General features: G+C 46.3%; 23 protein-coding genes. 16 read left to right on the forward strand and 7 right to left on the reverse strand.

From position 1 onward, the window contains the following. Nucleotides 1-7 precede the first annotated feature (7 nt). Complete coding sequence (amyS, locus tag ADM98_RS07140) at nt 8-1,531, reverse strand: alpha-amylase (RefSeq protein WP_442855421.1); 1,524 nt, start codon at nt 1,529-1,531, stop codon at nt 8-10. 355 nt (nt 1,532-1,886) lie between these two features. Between amyS and ADM98_RS07145 the strand changes: the two genes are divergently transcribed. Together ADM98_RS07145 and ADM98_RS07150 are read left to right on the forward strand one after the other, a co-directional pair. Then, nucleotides 1,887-2,711 (forward strand): endonuclease I family protein, encoded by an 825-nt coding sequence (locus ADM98_RS07145; RefSeq protein ID WP_050678504.1) that lies wholly within the window; start codon nt 1,887-1,889, stop codon nt 2,709-2,711. Between the two features lie 159 nt (nt 2,712-2,870). Continuing rightward, complete coding sequence (locus ADM98_RS07150; protein WP_053452866.1) at nt 2,871-3,455, forward strand: YdcF family protein; 585 nt, start codon at nt 2,871-2,873, stop codon at nt 3,453-3,455. A 53-nt stretch (nt 3,456-3,508) separates the two neighbouring features. Here the strand turns inward: ADM98_RS07150 and ADM98_RS07155 are convergent, their stop codons facing one another. Together ADM98_RS07155 and ytzI are read right to left on the reverse strand one after the other, a co-directional pair. Continuing rightward, nucleotides 3,509-4,060, reverse strand: coding sequence for a hypothetical protein (locus ADM98_RS07155; RefSeq protein ID WP_053452867.1), 552 nt, complete (start codon nt 4,058-4,060; stop codon nt 3,509-3,511). A gap of 133 nt (nt 4,061-4,193) precedes the next feature. Beyond that, on the reverse strand, nt 4,194-4,367 hold the full coding sequence (gene ytzI / locus ADM98_RS17245) for a YtzI protein (protein ID WP_023467656.1): 174 nt from the start codon (nt 4,365-4,367) through the stop codon (nt 4,194-4,196). A gap of 126 nt (nt 4,368-4,493) precedes the next feature. Between ytzI and ADM98_RS07160 the strand changes: the two genes are divergently transcribed. After that, complete coding sequence (locus ADM98_RS07160) at nt 4,494-5,597, forward strand: PP2C family protein-serine/threonine phosphatase (protein WP_053452868.1); 1,104 nt, start codon at nt 4,494-4,496, stop codon at nt 5,595-5,597. Between the two features lie 71 nt (nt 5,598-5,668). Here the strand turns inward: ADM98_RS07160 and ADM98_RS07165 are convergent, their stop codons facing one another. Beyond that, nucleotides 5,669-6,604, reverse strand: coding sequence for a magnesium transporter CorA family protein (locus ADM98_RS07165; protein WP_029341164.1), 936 nt, complete (start codon nt 6,602-6,604; stop codon nt 5,669-5,671). Between the two features lie 122 nt (nt 6,605-6,726). Here ADM98_RS07165 and ADM98_RS07170 point away from each other — a divergent pair, with 122 nt between their 5' ends. Next, nucleotides 6,727-7,095, forward strand: a complete 369-nt coding sequence (locus tag ADM98_RS07170; RefSeq protein WP_053452869.1) for an Hpt domain-containing protein — start codon at nt 6,727-6,729, stop codon at nt 7,093-7,095. A gap of 48 nt (nt 7,096-7,143) precedes the next feature. Here the strand turns inward: ADM98_RS07170 and ADM98_RS07175 are convergent, their stop codons facing one another. Further along, nucleotides 7,144-8,022 (reverse strand): chemotaxis protein CheV, encoded by an 879-nt coding sequence (locus ADM98_RS07175; RefSeq protein WP_053452870.1) that lies wholly within the window; start codon nt 8,020-8,022, stop codon nt 7,144-7,146. Nucleotides 8,023-8,240: 218 nt separating this feature from the next. On the opposite strand from ADM98_RS07175, the gene ADM98_RS07180 reads away from it, so the two are divergent. From ADM98_RS07180 to ADM98_RS07230, 11 genes are all read left to right on the forward strand, one after another. Then, nucleotides 8,241-9,680, forward strand: coding sequence for an NADP-dependent glyceraldehyde-3-phosphate dehydrogenase (locus ADM98_RS07180; RefSeq protein ID WP_053452871.1), 1,440 nt, complete (start codon nt 8,241-8,243; stop codon nt 9,678-9,680). A 173-nt stretch (nt 9,681-9,853) separates the two neighbouring features. After that, entirely contained in the window at nt 9,854-10,825 is a 972-nt protein-coding gene (locus ADM98_RS07185; RefSeq protein WP_053452872.1) for an MBL fold metallo-hydrolase, read from the forward strand. Beyond that, complete coding sequence (locus ADM98_RS07190; protein WP_053452873.1) at nt 10,825-11,583, forward strand: SDR family NAD(P)-dependent oxidoreductase; 759 nt, start codon at nt 10,825-10,827, stop codon at nt 11,581-11,583. Before ADM98_RS07185 ends, ADM98_RS07190 begins: the two co-directional genes overlap by 1 nt. 19 nt (nt 11,584-11,602) lie before the next feature. After that, nucleotides 11,603-12,799 (forward strand): ABC transporter substrate-binding protein, encoded by a 1,197-nt coding sequence (locus ADM98_RS07195; RefSeq protein ID WP_053452874.1) that lies wholly within the window; start codon nt 11,603-11,605, stop codon nt 12,797-12,799. Next, nucleotides 12,786-13,544 (forward strand): ABC transporter permease, encoded by a 759-nt coding sequence (locus ADM98_RS07200; protein WP_053452875.1) that lies wholly within the window; start codon nt 12,786-12,788, stop codon nt 13,542-13,544. Before ADM98_RS07195 ends, ADM98_RS07200 begins: the two co-directional genes overlap by 14 nt. Next, a complete protein-coding gene (locus tag ADM98_RS07205) occupies nt 13,541-14,287 on the forward strand; it encodes an ABC transporter permease (RefSeq protein ID WP_053452876.1) in 747 nt (248 codons plus the stop codon). The genes ADM98_RS07200 and ADM98_RS07205 overlap by 4 nt, the downstream gene beginning before the upstream one ends. Next, a complete protein-coding gene (locus ADM98_RS07210; protein ID WP_053452877.1) occupies nt 14,259-15,146 on the forward strand; it encodes an ABC transporter ATP-binding protein in 888 nt (295 codons plus the stop codon). Before ADM98_RS07205 ends, ADM98_RS07210 begins: the two co-directional genes overlap by 29 nt. 1 nt (nt 15,147) lies before the next feature. Further along, nucleotides 15,148-15,729 (forward strand): CDP-alcohol phosphatidyltransferase family protein, encoded by a 582-nt coding sequence (locus tag ADM98_RS07215; protein WP_053452878.1) that lies wholly within the window; start codon nt 15,148-15,150, stop codon nt 15,727-15,729. Further along, a complete protein-coding gene (locus ADM98_RS07220; RefSeq protein WP_053452879.1) occupies nt 15,726-16,322 on the forward strand; it encodes an NUDIX hydrolase in 597 nt (198 codons plus the stop codon). The genes ADM98_RS07215 and ADM98_RS07220 overlap by 4 nt, the downstream gene beginning before the upstream one ends. A 151-nt stretch (nt 16,323-16,473) precedes the next feature. Beyond that, nucleotides 16,474-17,010, forward strand: a complete 537-nt coding sequence (locus tag ADM98_RS07225; RefSeq protein ID WP_053452880.1) for a PadR family transcriptional regulator — start codon at nt 16,474-16,476, stop codon at nt 17,008-17,010. 80 nt (nt 17,011-17,090) lie between these two features. Further along, nucleotides 17,091-17,708, forward strand: coding sequence for a hypothetical protein (locus ADM98_RS07230; RefSeq protein ID WP_053452881.1), 618 nt, complete (start codon nt 17,091-17,093; stop codon nt 17,706-17,708). Nucleotides 17,709-17,775: 67 nt separating this feature from the next. Here the strand turns inward: ADM98_RS07230 and ADM98_RS07235 are convergent, their stop codons facing one another. Together ADM98_RS07235 and ADM98_RS07240 are read right to left on the reverse strand one after the other, a co-directional pair. Continuing rightward, entirely contained in the window at nt 17,776-18,435 is a 660-nt protein-coding gene (locus ADM98_RS07235; protein WP_053452882.1) for a type 1 glutamine amidotransferase domain-containing protein, read from the reverse strand. A 67-nt stretch (nt 18,436-18,502) separates the two neighbouring features. Next, nucleotides 18,503-19,357: an aldo/keto reductase gene (locus tag ADM98_RS07240; protein WP_053452883.1), complete on the reverse strand. Its 855-nt coding sequence runs from the start codon at nt 19,355-19,357 to the stop codon at nt 18,503-18,505. Between the two features lie 167 nt (nt 19,358-19,524). Here ADM98_RS07240 and ADM98_RS07245 point away from each other — a divergent pair, with 167 nt between their 5' ends. Next, nucleotides 19,525-20,055, forward strand: a complete 531-nt coding sequence (locus ADM98_RS07245; protein ID WP_082318585.1) for an NUDIX domain-containing protein — start codon at nt 19,525-19,527, stop codon at nt 20,053-20,055. The last annotated feature ends 63 nt before the right edge of the window (nt 20,056-20,118 follow it).

Genomic DNA, 20,118 nt, shown 5'->3' on the forward strand with positions numbered 1-20,118 from the left:
TACGTGATTATTGTTGACGGTAGACGGAAACCGAACCACCGTTGACGAAGAATTGACCGTAGCCATCTTGGTTGATCGTGACGGATGCTGTATTGTTACCAGTGATGTCCGTCCAGACTTCTCCTTTGTTCTGAAGACCGACGTACATCCACTTGCTACCGCCTGGACCGTCTGAGAGGATTGTCGCAAGCCCGGATTTCGCACGATCTGAAACACCTTCTCGTGTCCAACCGATGACGTCTTGGTTATCGAGGTAATCATTTTGTTTTCCGAACGCGAAGTCTTTCCGTGCTTTGAGCAACGGATCAATTTTCGAAGCGAGTGCTGGAATTTCGCGGGTCGACGTGCCTTTTGTTCCATAGTAATCACCATAGAAGACCGATGGATATCCTTGTTCACGTGTCAGGATCATCGCGTAAGCGAGTGGTTTGAACCATGATTGAACTGTTGATTCAAGCGATTGTCCAGGTTGCGAGTCATGGTTTTCGACGAGTGTCACGGCTTGGACTGGATTACTCTTGACGAGTGTTCCGTCAAAGATCGTCCGCATATCGTAGTATCCGCCACCTTTACTTGCCTGTTCGAATTTATAATGAAGCGGGGCATCAAAGACGGATTGTTGATAATTCGTCCGGCTTAAGTAGTTTTGTAACGTTCCGAGATCGTTCTGCCAGTACTCGGCGACCGTGAATAGCGGTTTGCCCGTCGCCTGACGAACGCTCGCGAGCCAGTCCGCTAAATATCCATGTTTGATATGTTTGACGGCATCGAGGCGGAACCCATCAAGACCGAGTTCATTGACGTACCACTTGCCCCAGTTCTTCATTTCTTGTTGGACTTCTGGGTGATCGAAATCGAGATCGGCATACATTAAGTAATCGTAGTTGCCGTTTTCAGTTGAGACATCCGTATCCCATGCCTTACCAGTTCCACGGAATTTATAGATAGCACTTTTTGAGCGAGACTGATCCCAGTCTGTACCGTCAAAGTGATACCATTTCCATTTAAAGTTTGAGTAGAGATTATTCCGTGCTGCAAAGTTGAAGCCTGTCCACGCCTGGATTTGATAGTCACCAGAGACTTCTTGGTTGCGGTTGCCTGGATTGACTTCGACTGCCGTCACGGCTTCCGTGAAATCAGCGCCGCCCTTATGATTCATGACGACGTCACCATAGACGTCGATACCTGCAGTATGCAATTGACCGATCGCTGTCTTTAACTGTGCCTTTGTGCCATACTTCGTGCGAACCGTTCCTTTTTGGTTGAATTCACCTAAATCGTACAGATCGTAGGCACCGTACCCGACGTCATTTTGCGAGGTACCTTTGTAGGCAGGCGGAATCCAGACCGATGTGATTCCGAGTTGATCGAGTTTTGTCGCATCACTGCCGAGACGATTCCAATGATTGCCGTCATTTGGTGCGTACCATTCGAAGTACTGCATCATCGTACCATTGTCAGCTGTTGCACCGACTGCAATCGGTTGCGCAAGTGGCGCTAAAAAAGCAGCAGATGCGACAGTTGCTAAAATCCATCCTTTTTGTTTCACGTAAAGACCTCCTTATGATTTGTGAAAGCGCTTGCATAGTTTATTATAGTGAAGTCTTGAAGAGAAGGAATATCGTCCCGGATTCTTATTTGTCAGTCTCTTTTGTTCATGACTTTTGACCCTAGAATATTTCGTTAGCGGAAATATTCTAATGATATTGACGTATTAAATGAAAAAAATCAGGACCATCTAACCGTTGCCTTTCGACGAATAATCTGAATGACTGCTCAGTATCAAAAAAGCGGGTCTATCGTCCATCTTCCACCATGAATGGATTCGATGTGAAAATGAGCGTGTAACAACTGCTTTCATACATACCATTCGAGGGGGAACACACATGAACTGGAAGTCAAAGGTCACAGGTGCGCTTGCCGCTACACTTGCGCTCGGGTCAATCGTCTTTACACCGGTCACAGCAAAAACAGTCGATCCGAAACAAGTTTCGGCAGGTCCACAGATGGTCACTTCGCAATCGACAATCGATGCGTACTATCTACCAGCAGCAGGGAAAACAGGGGCAGCGTTGAAGGCATCGCTGCACGATATCATCGACAACCATACACAAGTGTCATACGACACGGTATGGACAGCACTGAAAGAAACCGATCAAGATCCAAACAATGCGAACAACGTTATCGAGTTATACACGGGGAAATCGATTTCGAAGAGTAGTAATGGTGGGAACGTTGGACAATGGAATCGGGAACACGTCTGGGCGAAGTCGCACGGTGATTTTGGTACGACAAACGGTCCAGGAACAGACTTGCATCACTTGCGACCAGAAGATGTCGTCGTCAACAGTGCACGGGGGAACCTTGATTTCGATAATGGTGGTACGAAGTACAGTGGTTGCGATTGCTACCGCGATGGCGATTCGTGGGAACCACCGAACCGCGTCAAAGGTGACATCGCGCGGATGATCTTCTACATGGCAGTTCGTTACGAAGGCGGCGGGGAAATCGATCTCGAGGCTTCAGAAAACGTCAATAATGGTACGAATCCACTCCACGGAAAATTATCAACGCTAAAAGCATGGAACAAACTCGACCCAGTCGATAGCTTCGAAATGCGTCGCAATGATGTCATCTTCGAGAAGTGGCAAAAGAACCGGAATCCATTCATCGATCATCCGGAATACGTAACATCAATTTGGGGAAATTGATGTCTGAACAGTAAATAGGAAAATGCGATGTTCTCAAATAAGAGAAGATCGCATTTTTTCATGATTCCGAGTGACTGGAATACCGGTAAAACGAAACCTTTTAAAAAGATTAGCCGTAGACTATACGGTAAGCCATTTTTATCAGAAAGGTCGTACGGTATGATCAAACGCATATTTAACAAACGAAATATCAAATGGGTAGTTGGAAGTGGAATCGTCGCTTGCGTCGCATTCTGGTATAGCGTTGGAATTTTCGTCAATAGAGGAGAACGACCACTTGCTGATGGCACGTCACCGTATGTCATTGTCCTCGGTGCTGGTGTCAAAGGAGAGAAACCGTCGCAAATCTTACATAACCGTATTCAGGCGGCAGCGACATATGGGAAACAACATCCTGAAGTCCGCTTTATTTTGAGCGGTGGACAAGGAGCGGATGAAGACATCTCTGAAGCAGAAGCGATGCGACGGGGGATGGTGGCATCTGGTATTGAAGAGGAACGCTTGATACTTGAGTCGAGCTCGACGTCAACGACAGAAAATCTGCAGTTCTCAAAAGACTTGTTACCAAAGGACGTTCGTCGCGTCTCCATCGTCACTTCAGACTTTCACCTGTATCGTGCGCGACAAGAGGCGAAACAACTTGGGTTGCAGACGGATGCAATTCCGGCTGAGACACCACTTTCAGGAGTCCTCCGCTTCGGGATGCGCGAACGCGTCGCAATCGTTGTACAGTTTTTACGCTAAAAACCCCGACGTGTTGAACACGTCAGGGTGATTTAAGAAGTGCACCGGAGTGATTAGATGCCTTCGCCTTTATGCTTTTCCTCAGAGTTTTGAGAAGAACTTGCTTGGTGATCAGAAGCATCATGCTCAGCGGGTGGTTCTTCTTTGCCGAGTGCAACGTCCTTCGCTTCGACGACTTTATTGCTGATCGCACTCAAGTCACCTTTCGTCTCATTGACAGTGTCTTTCACTGTCGAAGCATCTGATTTCACTGTTTCTAGTTCTGTGTTCACTTTGTCATAGACATTTTGAACGTCAGATGCAACTTCTTGAATGATACTTGAAGCACTTTTCACTTGATTGATGACTTGTGATGCTTTTCCTGACGGGTCTTCCTTGATGGAAGACGCGAGTGTGGAAACGGAATCCTTCGCACCACGTAAGCTCTGTTTTGTGTTTTGGCGGGACGAAGAGCTAAGTAGCGTCAATAGTCCACCGACAAGGGCACCGAGCAACATCCCTGTGACGAGATTGACTTGACGACCTGATGATTCTTCTTGATCAAACTGACGATTCGGATGTTCTGCGTGCGCTGCGTGTGGATCATGTTGAAGTTTCGGTTCCATGATGAACACTCCCTTGAGATAATATTTAACCATGATATGCATATACCCTTGTGAGTGAATCAAAAACATCTAAAAATAACATGTATTTGAAATGAATAAAAAAAGACCATCGTGATATGATGGTCTAAGAGGTTCATTTGTTGGATGAATCATCATCATTTTCGTGACGAAGTTTTCGGTTGATTTCATCATAATCGATTTCGATATCATCTTTGTTGCCCTTGTAGCCATATCCTTTCGAAATGACGATGATCGAGGCGACCAAGACGAATACGATGATGAGAATGGAGACGACATATAACCACATAGTCCACTCCTCCTTTCGTTCACTTTCTAGTATGACGGAAAACGCAGCTTCCGTCTAAACGAAATTGTAGGTTGTGTGCTAAACTGATGTCAGATAAACATGTTAAACGGAACGAGGTGACGGCGCATGAGTATTTTGGTCGTAGATGACGAATTAACGAATTTGATGCTCCTAGAGCGATTGTTAGAAAATGAAGGATATGACGTCGTCAAAGCGATGAGTGGGGAAGAAGCAATTGAGTTGATGGAGGATCCGTTATTCATTGAACAATTGGACGTCGTTCTCCTCGATGTTGAAATGCCGGGGATCAGCGGAATCGAGGCGACTCGTTTGATTCGAAAGCGATTCGGTCTCGATGAGTTGCCGATTCTAATTGTCTCCGGGCGATCAAATGAAGAAGATATCGTTGATGGACTTGATGCAGGAGCATCAGATTATACGACGAAACCAATCCGTAAAACGGAATTGCTCGCACGAGTTCGCAATGCAGTCGGCTTGAAGCAGGCAATCGATGCGCGGAAGCGATACGAAAAAGTCTTGCAAGAAGATTTTGATTTAGCGCAAAAATTACAACAAAGTGTGCTTAGTGCCAATATCGAGGATGATGAGATCCGGATCATGGCGACGTATATCCCGTCTAAGAAATTAGCGGGGGATATGTATGCGTGGTATCGCATCTCTCAGAATAAATACGGCATCATCTTGTTCGATGTTATGGGGCATGGTGTCTCTTCTGCCTTAATCACGATGGGAATGAGTTCGATTTTGTTCGAACTCGTACACCGAATCGGTGATCCGGCTCAAGTCCTTGAAGAGTTGAATCAACAGATGAGTCGATTGTTCCCAGGGGACGAGACAGAAATCTATTTCACAGCCGTCTACCTGTATATCGACTTAGATGAGATGAAACTCAGCTATGCGAACGCAGGGCATCCACCTGGTTTACTACGAATGAATGATCAAATCATTCCGCTTGAGAATACGGGACTTCCAGTCGGTATGTTCGAAGACTCCACATATTCGAGTAAGACAATCGATATCGTCTCGCCAGGATGTGTTTATCTCTATACGGACGGCTTCATGGAACTCTATAGTAAAGGCATTGATGAAGGGATCCACGCGATCCAGAACTTGATTGAACAACAAGGACCAAACATTCACCAGTTGATCCAACCGGATCAGAGCGATGAAGCGGATGATCTTTGTCTCGTGACAGTCGAGATTAACTAAAGTACACAAAAAGACCAAGCGACGGATCTTACCGTTGCTTGGTCTTTTGTTTCGTTTCGAATGAATGCTCTCTAGAAGAACCTTCTCCGCCATAAAATAAACGCAGCAAGACCAGAGAAAAAAATCATCATTCCGAAGACAATCCAGAAACCAATGACTTCACCTTCCCACGGAACGTGAACGTTCATCCCGAACATTCCGGAAATCATCGTTGGAATCGAGATGACGATCGTAATCGAGGCAAGGAACTTCATGACGAAGTTGACATTATTCGAGATGACGGAACCGAATGTATCCATCGTCGAGCTGATGATATCTTTATAGATTTGTGCCATTTCCATTGCTTGTCGGTGTTCGACGAAGACGTCTTCGAGTAAGTCCTCATCGTCTTCGTGTTTCTCAAGACTTGGTGTCTTGATGATCCGGTCGAGTACACCATCGTTCGATTTCAAGGATGTCATGAAATAGACTAATGATTTCTGGAGGTTCATTAATTGAAAGATTTCTTGATTTCGCATTGAACGTTGTAGCTCTTCCTCGAGTTCATCCATGCGACGATCGATTTGACGCAAGAAACGTAAATACGAGGAACTGACTTTGTAGAGAATCTGAAATACGAATCGCGATCGATAATTCGTTCGGAATCCACGCAACTTACCACTTGAGAATAACGTCAGCACGTCGAGCTGTTGCGAACAGACCGTGATGAAATGACGAGATGTCACGATGATACCGAGCGGAATCGTATTATAACGGCGTCCTGATGATTCTTCCTCGATGTAGGGAACGTCGACGATCATCAGTAAGCCTTCTTCATCTTTTTCAAAACGTGGCTTTTCTTCCACGTCCAAAGGGTCATAAATGAAATCCTCTGGAATTTTCGTAGCAGCGATGACTTGGTCGGCTTCATCCTTTGTCGGATTGACAAGATGGATCCAGGAACCTTTCGTGAACTCCTGTATCTCGTTGACTGCCCCGGTGACATCGCTTCGATAAATCGTCAACATATTGTCTATCCCTCCTGCTCTTCACTGTCTCATTATAGAAATAGAAGCGATGGTGTGTAAATGATTCTCCGATTTTTTTTTACGAAGATTAGTGATAAAATGAAAATAGAGGAGGGAAAGACATGCCTTTTTTTAATGCTAAAAAGCTCGAAGAACTTCAATCGATCGCAGGTGGGGACCATGCGTTTCTCCAAAAAATCGGAGAGACGTACATCGCACAATTCGATCGAAAGTTTCCTGAACTAAAAGATGCCGTTGCTAAACAAGACGCTGAGCAAACTGAAAAGTTAGCTCACTTGTTAAAAGGTGCTTCCTATTCCGTCGCTGCCGATGATTTAGCTGATGAATTCGAACTGCTTGAAAAAGAAGCAGAATCTGGTTCGATGACTGGAACCCAAGGAATCGTTGATCGGATTGAACAGGATATGGTCGAATTCCGAGTTGTCTGGCTCGATGTTTTTACTGGAAAAAATCTTGACGCATTGCGTTGAGGAATCGCATACATCAAAAAAGCCGACATCTCGTCGGCTTTTTTATTTTTATAAAACGAATGAATCAACTGTCTCGATCAGGCGACCGATTTCCGGTTTTGTGATTTGAGCGTTAACACCGACAGATTCACCTTTATGTCGTAAATCGTCGGAAATCAATGACGAGAAGACAATGATTGGTAACTCACCATAACGATCGTCTTCACGAAGCCGTTTTGTCAGATGAAGTCCATCCATCTTCGGCATTTCAATATCCGTGATGAGGAGATCACAATTACTTCCTTGTTCGAAGGCATCAAAGGCGTCTTTTCCGTTGATGAACCATTTCAGTCCGTGATAGCCGGCCTCTTCGAGTGTTTCGATGATTAATGTCCGCAGCATTTCCGAGTCTTCGGCAATCCAGATGACTTTATCAGTCCGATCACGAGACTGGACGCGACGTCCTTCTTCGCGGGCGAAGATATCTTTGCGTGAGAGCTCAAGGGCGATTTTTTCATAATCAAGTAAGATGATCATTTTGTCGCCCGTTTTGACGACTCCGTTCGTTAGTCCCTCGATCCCACGAGCGAGTTCGTTTGGTGTATCGATCTGCTCCCACGAAATTCGACGAATTTCTGTTACCGAATCGACACGTAGGACGCTCTTTTCTCCATTAAATTCACAGATAATCAGTCGATCCTCGGTTGCTTCGTCATGAGGAACACCAATAACTGTTGGCAAATCGATCACTGTCATGACCTCGCCGCGGAGTTCAATTAATCCTTTGACAGCATCCGGTGTACCCGGGAGTGGTGTCATCGGGAGCGGAACGATGATTTCCCGGACCTTCATAACGTTGATACCAAACGTATACGGACCGCAATGGAAGATGACGATCTCGAGTTCGTTCGTGCCGGCTTCTAATAAAATATCGTGCTGATTGTACATGTAGTTATGCCCCTTTCCATTACCTTCACTTCACTTCTGACTAGTTATCGGCATGCTACGCTGAAAATTCTAGTTCTGAATTGACAAAAAAAGTGTTGTAATCGCTTTCATAATATGTTAAGCAAAAAGTTTGGCATTTGTCTGACCAATTGATTACAATAAGCTATGCAGCCACACACTGAAATGAGAGAGATAAAAATAAATGGAGGTAGAGTGGAATGACTACAGCAACAACCTACACATTTTTACTAGATGGACAATGGCATGAAAGTGAATCAAAAGAGACGATTGAAATCTCTTCACCATATAAAGAGGAACTTGTCGGTCGCGTTCAAGCGATGATAAAACCAGAAGTCGACCGTGCCATCGCTTCAGCGAAAGCGGCGCAAGCAGAGTGGGCGAAACAACCAGCGAACAAGCGGGCTGAATTGCTTCATGCTTGGGCAACGGAACTTGAGAAACGTGCAGACGAAATCGGTGAAGTCATCATGCGCGAAGTTGGTAAAGGACGCGCGGATGGCGTTAAAGAAGTCAAACGGACAGCTGAAATCATCCGTTATACAGCGGAAGAAGGTCTTCGTTTTGACGGTCAGATGATGCAAGGGGACTCGTTCCCAGGCGGTAGTGCGAAAAAAATCGCGGTCATTAAAAAAGCACCGCTCGGCGTCGTACTTGCAATCTCACCATTTAACTACCCAGTCAACTTGGCAGCAGCAAAACTTGCACCTGCACTCATGACAGGGAACGCGGTCGTCTTCAAACCAGCAACACAAGGTTCAATCAGCGGAATCTTGATGGTCGAAGCGCTCGTCGCAGCAGGTCTTCCAGCTGGACTCGTCAACATCGTCACAGGTCGTGGATCAGTCATCGGTGACTATTTGACGGCTCACCCAGGGATCAACATGATCACATTCACAGGTGGCACAGGAACAGGACAACACTTGTCGCGTCAATCCGCAATGATTCCACTCGTCCTTGAGCTTGGCGGAAAAGACCCAGCACTCGTCCTTGAAGATGCAAACTTGTCGCTCGCGGCAGATCATATCATCAGTGGGGCGTTCTCGTACTCGGGTCAACGTTGTACAGCAATCAAACGTGTCTTCGTCCTTGATCATCAAGCAGATGCGTTGATTGAAGAACTCAACACGCGTATTGCGAAATTGACAGTCGGTTCACCTGAACAAGACAGTGTCGTCGTTCCACTCATCGATACGAAATCTGCTGATTTCGTCGAAGGATTGATTACGGATGCAACTGAAAAAGGCGCAACGCTCGTCACAGGTGGCGGTCGTACATCGAACTTGATCGAGCCAACACTTCTTGATAATGTGACGCGCGACATGCGTGTTGCGTGGGAAGAACCGTTCGGACCAGTCCTTCCGATTATCCGCGTCAACTCGGTTGACGAAATGATCGCGTACGCAAACGAATCAGAGTATGGTCTTCAAGCAAGTGTCTTCACAGAAAACATTGATGCAGCGTTTGCTGTAGCGGATGCGCTTGAAACAGGTTCTGTGCAAATCAATGGTCGGACGGAACGTGGTCCTGACCACTTCCCATTCATCGGTGTTAAATCATCGGGTCTCGGTGTACAAGGTGTCGGACGAAGCCTCGCTTCGATGACACGCGATAAATTAACAGTTCTTAACTTAAAATAAGTTCTTAACCGACCTTTCAATCTGCGGAAAGGTCGGTTTTTTGTGCATCCGTTTTTGAAGTGCTAACGTAAGCTAGACAACAAATATTATCCGTTGACGCACAAAGTTTGGCGCTATAGCTTCATTCTCTCTATAATGAAAGAAAATGGACGAGAGAAAAGAGGCGTGTAGGCATGATTGTATCAGACGAAATCATTTCGATTCCGATTCCGACACCATTTCCAGTAGGAGACGTGAATTGCTACGTATTACGAACAGAAGGGGAGAACATCCTTATTGATTGTGGACCCGATACACTTGAAGCGTGGCAAGCGATGCAACAAACATTGACACGACATGATCTTCAAGTCGAGGATTTAGATCGTGTCATCGTGACGCATCACCATGCGGATCACGCTGGGATGGCACATCGCTTTTCAGAGAAAGGCATTCCTGTCTATGGACATGCGCGTTTACGCCCATACTTGGAGCAAGATGAGTCCTTCTTAAACAATGGAGATGCGTTCTTGCAGCGATTGGCGACCTCGTTTGGTGTTCCGTCAGCCATTCAAGCAATGTTACCGAGCTATCAATCTGCCTTAAAATGGCTTGGAAAAGGTCAGCTCGATTTCACATTACAAGAAGGCGATGCCATCACACCGTCTGGGCGATACCGTGTCATCGAACTACCGGGACATGCAAGTGACCAAATCGGTATTTTAAGTGACGATGGCGTGTTGTTCGCGGCCGATCATCTACTCGACCGGGTCGAGCCGAACCCGTTGCTTGAACAACCGCAACCAGGGGATGATGCGCTCGTGAAACGACCTGTCCTTGCGTACCTTGACTCCTTAGAAAAACTACAAGGCGAACACATTCGAATCGCCTACACCGGACATGGTGCTCCGATTCGCGATGTTGCGACGCTCGTCGAAGAACGGTTGATGCAACGTAAGGCGCGTGGCGATCAACTACTCAAATATTTTTCAGGAGAGCATACGTTATTCGAATTAGCACAAGAGACGTACGGCAATCGATTAAAAAAATCATTCCCGCTCGTCATGAGTGAAATGAAGGCACGTCTTGATACGCTTGTCGCACGGGGTGCGATTACGGTCGAAAAACGATTAGGGATCCTCTACTATTCGAAAACGGAGGACATCTAATGCAACTTATCAATCGGACGATTGTCATCACAGGAGCTTCAAGTGGACTCGGGGAAGCGTTAGCCCGTACTTTACACAAGGAAGGGGCAAACTTGATCTTAGTCGCACGACGCGAGGAACGATTACAAACGCTCGCGTCTGAACTTCAAGCAGACTATCTTGTCTACGACTTAGAACAAGCACCGGAAGTACTTGCGCAAACATTGTCTGATCGCTACAAGCAAATTGATGTACTAGTTAACAATGCGGGGTTCGGGGAATTCAGTTTCCTAGACGATACCTCGATTGAGACGATCGAGTCGATGCACCGAATCAATGTCTTAAGTCCGGTCCGTTTGACGAAAGCCTGTCTGCCTTTACTGAAAGAGGGGGGTATGATCGTCAATGTCGCGAGTCAGGCGGGAAAGTTACCGACACCGAAGTCGACGATCTACTGCATGACGAAAGCGGCAATGTTGCAGTTTTCGAATGCACTACGTCTCGAGTTACGCCCCAAAGGCATCCACGTCATGACAGTCAATCCTGGACCGATTGCGACGGAATTCTTTGTTCGAGCCGATATCAGTCGGAAATACGAAAAAAACGTCGCATCAATTGTCTTATCAAAAGAACAACTATCACAGACCGTCGTTCGGGCGATGAGACACCGGAAACGAGAGGTCAATGCACCGTGGTGGATGGAGCTATCAGCAAAAGGGTACGGCGTCATGCCACGACTCATCGAGTGGTTAGGCAAATCGGGTTTCGATAAAAAGTGATGACGGAGGAGAACGACGAATGAAAACAAAAGTAATCAGCTTTCTTGCCTTAAGTACGCTGCTCGCAGGGTGCGGCACGCCGGCTACGACACCGCAACCGAAAAGTGTCTTAGGAACGAGCTATCAATCAATTGAAAAAGAAGCAGAAAAATCGACGGTCCGGATGTATATGTGGGGCGGCGATGACGGAATCAACGCCTATATCGATGAGTACGTGGCACCTCGCCTTAAAAAGGAACACAATATTACACTAGAACGCGTACCAATCGAGACGGCGGATATCATCCAAAAATTACGTGCTGAGAAGCAGGCGAATAAAGAGAAAGGTGTCATCGATGTCGTTTGGATCAATGGCGATAACTTCCTGAATGCTAAAAAAGATGACTTACTGTATGGCGAAATCACAAAAGTCCTACCGAACATGAAGTATGTCGATGCTGCCGCGCAAAGTTCAGATAGTGGTACAAAAACAGAAGATCTCGAAGCGGCTTGGGGAAAAGTTCAATACACGTTGCATTATGACGCAGCCGACGTGAAGTCGCCACCGACCGACTTGAAAGCGTTGAAGTCTTGGGTCAAGGAAAATCCGGGACGCTTCACTTATCCGGAAGTGACGGACTTTACGGGCAATGCCTTCGTCCGCCACGTCATGTATGGGGTCGAATCGAATGAAACGTTAAAGGATCCAAAAGCAGACTTTAAGAAGACGTGGGCTTATTTGAACGAAATCAAACCGTATCTTTGGAAACAAGGAAAGACGTATCCGAAAACATTGGCACAACTCGATCAGCTGTATGCAAAAGGAGACGTCGACTTCACGATGGGCTTCAATGAACGACGGGCAGAACAAGAAGTAACATCCGGAACGTTTCCGAAACAAACGCGACCGATCGTTCTAAAAGATGGTTCGATCGCGTCGACGCATTTCCTGTCCGTACCGTTCAACGCGCCGAACCCGAAAGGTGCCCTCGTTACAATCAATACGTTGTTGTCACCAGAAGCGCAACTAAAAAAATATGATGCGACATACTGGGGAGACGGAACGAGTCTTGATTTATCGACACTGAATACATCAGAACAAAAGCAGTTCGCTGACGTACCGGCTGCACCGTCGACACCGAAGCCAAGTGTCTTTGAAGGAAAGGTCCGAACGGAACTTGATCCATCTATCTTCGAGATGATTCGTAAGGAATGGCCGTCTCGTGTGGCGCGGTAACGCGTATCCTGCTGCCATCTTGATGGCAGGAATGGTTTTATACGGGGTATGGGTAAGTATCTCAATGACGTCACTTGCCGATTACCACGAGCTACTGACGGATGACGTTTTTTTAGAAAGTCTAGCTGTTAGTAGTTACGTGGCGATTGTCAGTACGGTGCTCGCGCTGATCATTGGAGTAGTGCTCGCACGACTCTTGAGTAGAACACGATTAGCAGCGTTACTTGCGATTCCTTTATTCATTCCTCATTTAGGAGCGGCGTATCTCGCGATCCTCTATTTGAGCGATGTGCCTGTCATTGGACCGCATGAAGGAAATTATTTTAGTGTCATCCTGACCTATCTATATAAAGAGATTCCGTTCGTCTTTTTTTATCTCTTACCGGTGGTCCGGCGTCTTGATCCACGTTACCAAGAGCTCGGTATGATGCTCGGTTTGTCGCCTGTGCGCCGCTTTTGGCATGCGCGAGGTGTATTTCTACTTGTACCGATACTTGAAGCAGCCTTTATCTTACTTGCCTTCATCTTGTTCGCGTATGAAATACCGGCGTTGCTTGGTGTGACCTATCCGAAGTTACTTGGAGTCTATGCGTTTGATTTGTATACACAAGGCGATTTATCAGAGCAACCACTCGCTTTTGCAATGAGTGTCGTCTTGACGGGAGGACTTTTTGTCCTGTTGTTGCTCATGACTGGTTTGACGCGCCCGCTTGCAGCGAAGATTAGTAGGGGGCGAAGTGAATGAAAAAAATCAGTGTGATCGTATTCGTTGTCCTTCTCTTCATCCTTCCTTTGATTGGATTGATTCCGGGAGAATGGAGCTGGAATCCGCGTCTTGAAGCAACGCTTGGCACGACCGTCACAATGATTTGTGTTGTCGTGTTGTTGAATCATCTATTCGGGTACATGGCAGGAAAAGCAATCGCCTTTCAAACGGGGAAACGTGTACGTGTAGCGGAGTTCTTGATTAGTTTACCGCTGTTCGTCCCTATCTTGTTGCTATCTTTTGGTCTTTATTTGACGTGGATTCGTCTTGGTCTAGCAGATCAGTTTTTGGGTGTCCTCCTCGTCTTGCTTCTGCCGACCTTACCGTATACGGTTCGCTTGTACACGAACGGATTTCAGGCGCTTGGAGAACGGATGCTCGAACAGATGGTCTTGATCGAGGGAAATCGTTTTAAACGTTGGTTTTATTTGACGGGACCGATGCTTCGATCGACACTACAATCGGTCACATTACTGGTCACGGTGATCACGATCAGTCAGTATGCGCTCGTTGCGTTAATCGGTGGCGGAATCGTCCGTATGATCGCACTGGAAGTGTTTCCGGCGTATTCCGGTAATTCTCAGGAGGCGGCTCGACTGGCAACACTTTGGTTAATCGGTTTGCCCGTTTTCTTTTATGCTCTACAAGCCGTTATTTTTTCTAGTTGGATACGAATCGTACGGAGGCGTTTAAATGGAAGTCACGATACAACAGGTCAATAAACGATTTGGAACGAAGCATGTATTATCTGATATCGATTTAAAGATCGCGTCTGGACAATGTGTAGCTTTAGTCGGACCGAGCGGTAGTGGGAAAACGACACTACTTCGCCTGATTGCGGGCCTTGAACGTGTAACGAGTGGAACGATTCAGTTCGGTGACCGAGACGTCACCGCCCTTTCACCGAATCAGCGAGGGGTGACGATGATGTTTCAGCGTTCATTATTATTTCCGCATTTGAACGTCGAACAAAACATCCGTCTCGGTGCGAAACAATTAACACCGATCGAGCTTGAGTCTTGGTTATATCGCGTTGGACTTGAGGGGAGAGGGAAAAGTGCGATCGACGAACTCTCAGGTGGTGAACAACAGCGGGCAAGCCTAGCTCGTGCGTTGGCAAGTCAACCGGACTTCTTGTTGCTCGATGAACCGTTCTCGAGTCTAGATGTACCGAGACGACGGGAACTTCGGACACTAATCCGAAAGTTGACCGAGGAACAAGATGTCACGACACTCCTTGTCACGCATGACCGGGAAGAGGCAATGGCGATGGCAGATATCGTGTATGTCTTAGAACAGGGGCAAATCGTCGATCATGGTCCACCGATCACGCTTAGTCAGACTAGCCCCTTTTTTGGTGAAGGCATTCAAATAGACGTCACATGGTATCCGTTGACGGCAGTCAACTTGGTCTCAAGACCGACGAAGGAAACAGATGAACGTGTTACGATTACGAAAGAACTCATTCAATACGGCGTTCGTTTCTACGAAGTAGAACGAGCGTCCGGAGAACGAATCGTGCTCTCTTCAGATGAGACGATTCATGAGAAAGAAGGCTATATCGTTAGAAAGGAGGGGTGACATGTTAGATACGCGTGCGCGTAAAATCGTTCAACCCCTATTCGACCAAGGGGCGACTTTATTTAAAAAAATTGGATTATCAGCAACACAGGTGACCATCATTTCCGGTATCATCGGTGGTTCGACGGGATTTTTCGTCTATAACGACATGATGGGAACAGCAATCATCTTGTTGTGGATTTCGGGGATGCTCGATGTCATTGACGGAACGATGGCGCGAAAAGAGAAGACGACTCCAATCGGCACAATCCTTGATCTGGTCCTCGATCGAATCGTAGAATTATCAGTTTTAATTGGTATAGCGCTTCGCTTTCCGGAAACGCAGGTCGTCATTCTTTTACTCGTTGCGTCATTCGTCATCGGAATGACAATGTTTCTTGCGATTGGAGCTGTCAGTGAAAACTACGGCTACAAGTCGTTTCAATATCAACCAGGACTCGTTGAACGGACAGAAGGATTCTTATTCCTGACAGCGATGATTTTATTCCCGAACGCCATCATCTGGATTGCAAGTGTTTTCTTGATCGCTGAACTCTATACGGTCGGAGAACGATTCCATCAAGCTTCGAAGGTGTTACGATGAGCGAACAAGAAATGATCATGACGGTGGACCGAACCGGGAATCCACTTGGTGCGCGTCCACGGTCGGAAGTCCACGCACAAGGTTTGTGGCATGAAACATTTCATTGCTTCGTCTATGATCCTACGCGAGACGTCGTGTTACTTCAGCAGCGATCCGAGCAGAAAAAGGATTTTCCGGGAATGCTCGATATCACGGCAGCCGGTCATTTGCTTGCGAATGAGTCTGTCGAAGATGGTCTTCGGGAACTTGAGGAAGAAATTGGACTAACGTGTACATTTGATCAATTGATACCGCTTGGCGTCCAAGAAGAGGAGTTTCGAGATGCGACACTCTGGGACTGTGAACGATGCCACGTCTTTCTCGTACAGAGCAATCAAGCGATCGAGTCATACGTACTTCAGAAAACAGAAGTCAAACGATTGATTGCTTTTTCGATCGAGCAATTTGAGAAAATCGCTGACGATTCCATAGAGCGGATTCAAGATACGGCAGGAGAATGGTTCGATCGTCGACAATTCGTCCCGCATCTTCCTTCTTACTGGATACATGTACGACAAGGCATCGAACGATTACGTGAACAGAGACAACAGTGAGGACATGACACACAAAGACTTGCGATCGAACATGATGTCGATCGCAAGTCTTTTTTCAATTCGTACATCCGTTCGACGCGAGAGTAGCGAAATTCAGGTATATTTGAGATAATTAAGTATATATACAAAAGAAGGAAAGAAGGTGCAGCCAGTGGCATTACGATTTGCACTACTCGGGCTGCTGACCCAAGGGGAAGCGACCGGTTATGATTTAAGCGCGACTTTTAAAAAACAGATGATCCACTTCTGGACCGCACATCATACACAAATATACCGAGAGTTGTTAAAAATGGAAGAGGCAGAGCTCGTGACGAGCGTTCATATCGTCCAAGAAGATTTGCCGGATAAAAAAGTCTATTCGATTACGGATAAAGGACGGACAGAGCTCGTTGAGTGGTTACGGACACCAAATGAGTTCAAACCGAAGATGAAGGATGAGAACTTGATGCGAGTTTCGCTCTTGCATCTACTACCTCTAGAGGAAGCCGTTGCTTATTTGGAAGAATCAAAACGGCACCATCAATTCGCTGTTGAGATGATGCAAAGCTGGCGTCACGATCATCTCGAAAATGGTGCGACACTTGGTGAAACATTGACGAGTGAGTACGGATTGCGTATGATGTTGAATTACTTGGATTGGTGCGACTGGGCAATCGCAGAAATCAAAAAGAACGAAGCAAACGTCTAACGAAACTGGCTCGACTGTCATGGAGATGGCGGATGCGAGCCGGTTTTATTTTGCGACGAGATGGAGTAAGGAGCGAACTAATGTACTTTAATGATTATGAAGACTGGATCGAAGAAGAAGCAGAAGCGTTATTTCAATTACACGAGGAATCGCTGATACGAGAAGCGACATCGTATTCGCAATTTACAGCGTACGTAGAAGAGGCACTTCTTGAACCATTGTTACTCAAACTACGCTGGCTTGGAGAAACAGAAGAAGAAGAGATTCTAGAACACGCAGATGCCGTCGTTTGGGAGAATGCGACAGGCAATTCGGAAGCAGCACTTCGTCGAGATGTTTTACGACGGGTCGTCCAAAGAGATTTTACTGTGCATATCCTTGAGCACCTCACACCGATACTTGAGGCAAAACAAACTGCTTATGAGTCAGAGTTAGAACAGCTTCAATTGGCGCATGCCGAACAAATGGACGAAGTGCAACAACATGAACAACAAATTGAACTTGGACCTCCACCTGAGAAAATCAAAAAATGGTGGTACCTCAAAGAAAAGGAAGTCTCACGTTCCTTTACGGAAGAAGAACGATCTACGTTGCAAGCGCAACAACAGCAACTCGAGGACGAATTAAAACGGCTTGAACAAAAAAAACGTGAGACAGAAGACCATCTTGAACAATTGGATTCACTTCACCATCTGTAAGTCACGACAAAAAAATGGAGCATGCGACATGACGTCGCGTGCTCCATTTTGTATAAAGACTGTCGTTTTAAGCTTGTGTAGCGAGTTTCGCAAGGACAAGTTTCGCGACCGCTTCACTTGAAGCCGGGTTTTGTCCAGTGACGACATTTCCATCAATGACAGCAAATTCTTTACCAGCATCTGAAGTGAGGAAAGTAGCGCCTTCGCCGCGAAGCGTCGTCTCGAGCAAGAACGGTACTTTATCTTCAAGACCCGTTGATTTTTCCTCTTCGTCCGTAAAGCCGTTAATTTGACGACCCGATACGAATGGTTTGCCATCAATCATGACATGCGCGAAGGCTGCAGGACCGTGGCAGACCGATGCGACGATTCCGTCTTTTTTAATGACAGCTTCAATAGCGCCTGCCACTTGTGGGTTGTTCGGGAAGTCGACGACCGCACCGTGACCACCTGGGAAGTAGACGGCGTCAAATGATGATGGATCCACTTCAGCGAGTGCTTTCGTGTCATGCAATGCACGACGGGCATCTTGGAATTTTGGCAAGATTTCTTTGACGATTGATGCTTTATCGATTGGAACATCGCCACCCTTGATCGACGTAACCGTCACCTCATGCCCTGCATCCTTGAACAGGTTGTAAGGTGCTGCGAACTCTTCGAACCATAATCCTGTTTTGTGCCCATTCATGTCGTCTGCGCTAGTTGATACGATTAAAATACGTGCCATAATAAAACTCCTCCTCTGTATGAACGTTACAAAGAAGGAGATTCCCGGAGAGGTGAAGAGTTAAACCTCACCGGTGTTCGGTATAGTGATGAACGGGCAATGAAGCAAGCGCTTGATCGATTTGTGCTTGCGAGATTGGCTCCTTCATCGCCTGGACGTTTGCTTGAAGTTGTGACACGCTTGACGCACCAGGAAGAACGATAGCTACCTGTTGATCAACCGCTTGTAGGGCAAGCGCCGGAAGCGGGAAGTCTTGTAACTGCTGCAGACTAGCTTCGAGCGTCTCCTTATCGAATTGTTCGAACCGGTCAACCGACTGCAGACGAGAAGCACTCTCGTGTGTCAAAAGTCCTTTCGCAAGCGGACCACGGGCGACGACTTGAACGTTTTTTTCCTTTAATCGCGGTAATAATTCTTCAATCCGCCGATCGAGTAATGAATAAGGTGTCATCAAGTAAGAGAAATTACTATGTTCGAGCCAGTATTCGATGACGTTCGGTCGAAGTGAAGAGAGACCATATTCTTTAATCTTACCTTCTGCTTTTAAGTCTTCCATCGCACGAATCGATGCGTCGATATCATCATCGATCGTACCACCGTGAACGTAATACAGATCGAGGTAAGGAGTTTCAAGACGATTCAAACTTTCAAGGCAAGCTTGTTTCAGATAGTCATAACTTGGGTCCCATGTCCAACCGGTTCCCGTCGCGTTCATCCGATTACCACCTTTTGAGGCAAGAAACAACCGACTGCGATCCTCTTGTGCAAAAGTTTGACCGATGATCGATTCGACTGCTCCATTTGCGTAGACGTCCGCTGTATCGAAGTGTGTGATCCCAGCATCAAGTGCCGTTCGCAGGATCGCTGTTGCTTCTTCTTGTCCGCGTTTTAAGATCGTCATCGTACCTAATCCTAATGACATGTTCAATTCCCTCTTTTCTTATATGAACTGTAAGTTTGGAACTTCTGCATTCTAGTGTATCATATCTGATGAAAAAGACGGTTTCGAAGTCTTGCGGCAATACGTCGGAAACGGCATACTAATCATGACAGAGAACGTAAACTAGGATAGAAGAGGGGCCACACATGATGGAAGAAAAAACGATTGAACGTGAAGTGATCTATGAAGGGAAAGTCTTTGATGTCGAGAAACATGTCGTCACGTTACCAAACGGCAATACGTCCGTCCGTGAACTGGTCTATCATAATGGGGCCGTCGCGATCATCGCTTTTGATGAACAAGGCGATCTGATCGTCGTTGAACAGTACCGAAAAGCATTCGAAAGTCTATCGATTGAGATACCAGCAGGCAAACTTGAGAAAGGTGAAGATCCACTCGATTGTGCCGGACGGGAATTAAAGGAAGAAACAGGATACGTAGCGAAAGAGTTACGACATGTCTTTGATTTTTACGGAGCGCCCGGTTTTTGTAGTGAACGCGTACATATTTATGAAGCGATTGATCTCACTGCCGGCGATCGTCAACTCGATGAAGATGAGTTTCTTGAGAATAAGACATTAAAGCTTGAAGAGGCGCTCGAACTTGTTGCAGATGGGACGATTGTTGACGCGAAGACGATCATGGCGATTCAGCATTGGCAAATCCGTACTTTAAAATAATTCTCATTTAAATGATTTTCAGTTGATAATCATTTTAATTTGAAAAAAGACTGATTATCAGCT

This window comes from Exiguobacterium sp. BMC-KP (assembly GCF_001275385.1).
Classification (GTDB): Bacteria; Bacillota; Bacilli; order Exiguobacteriales; family Exiguobacteriaceae; genus Exiguobacterium_A.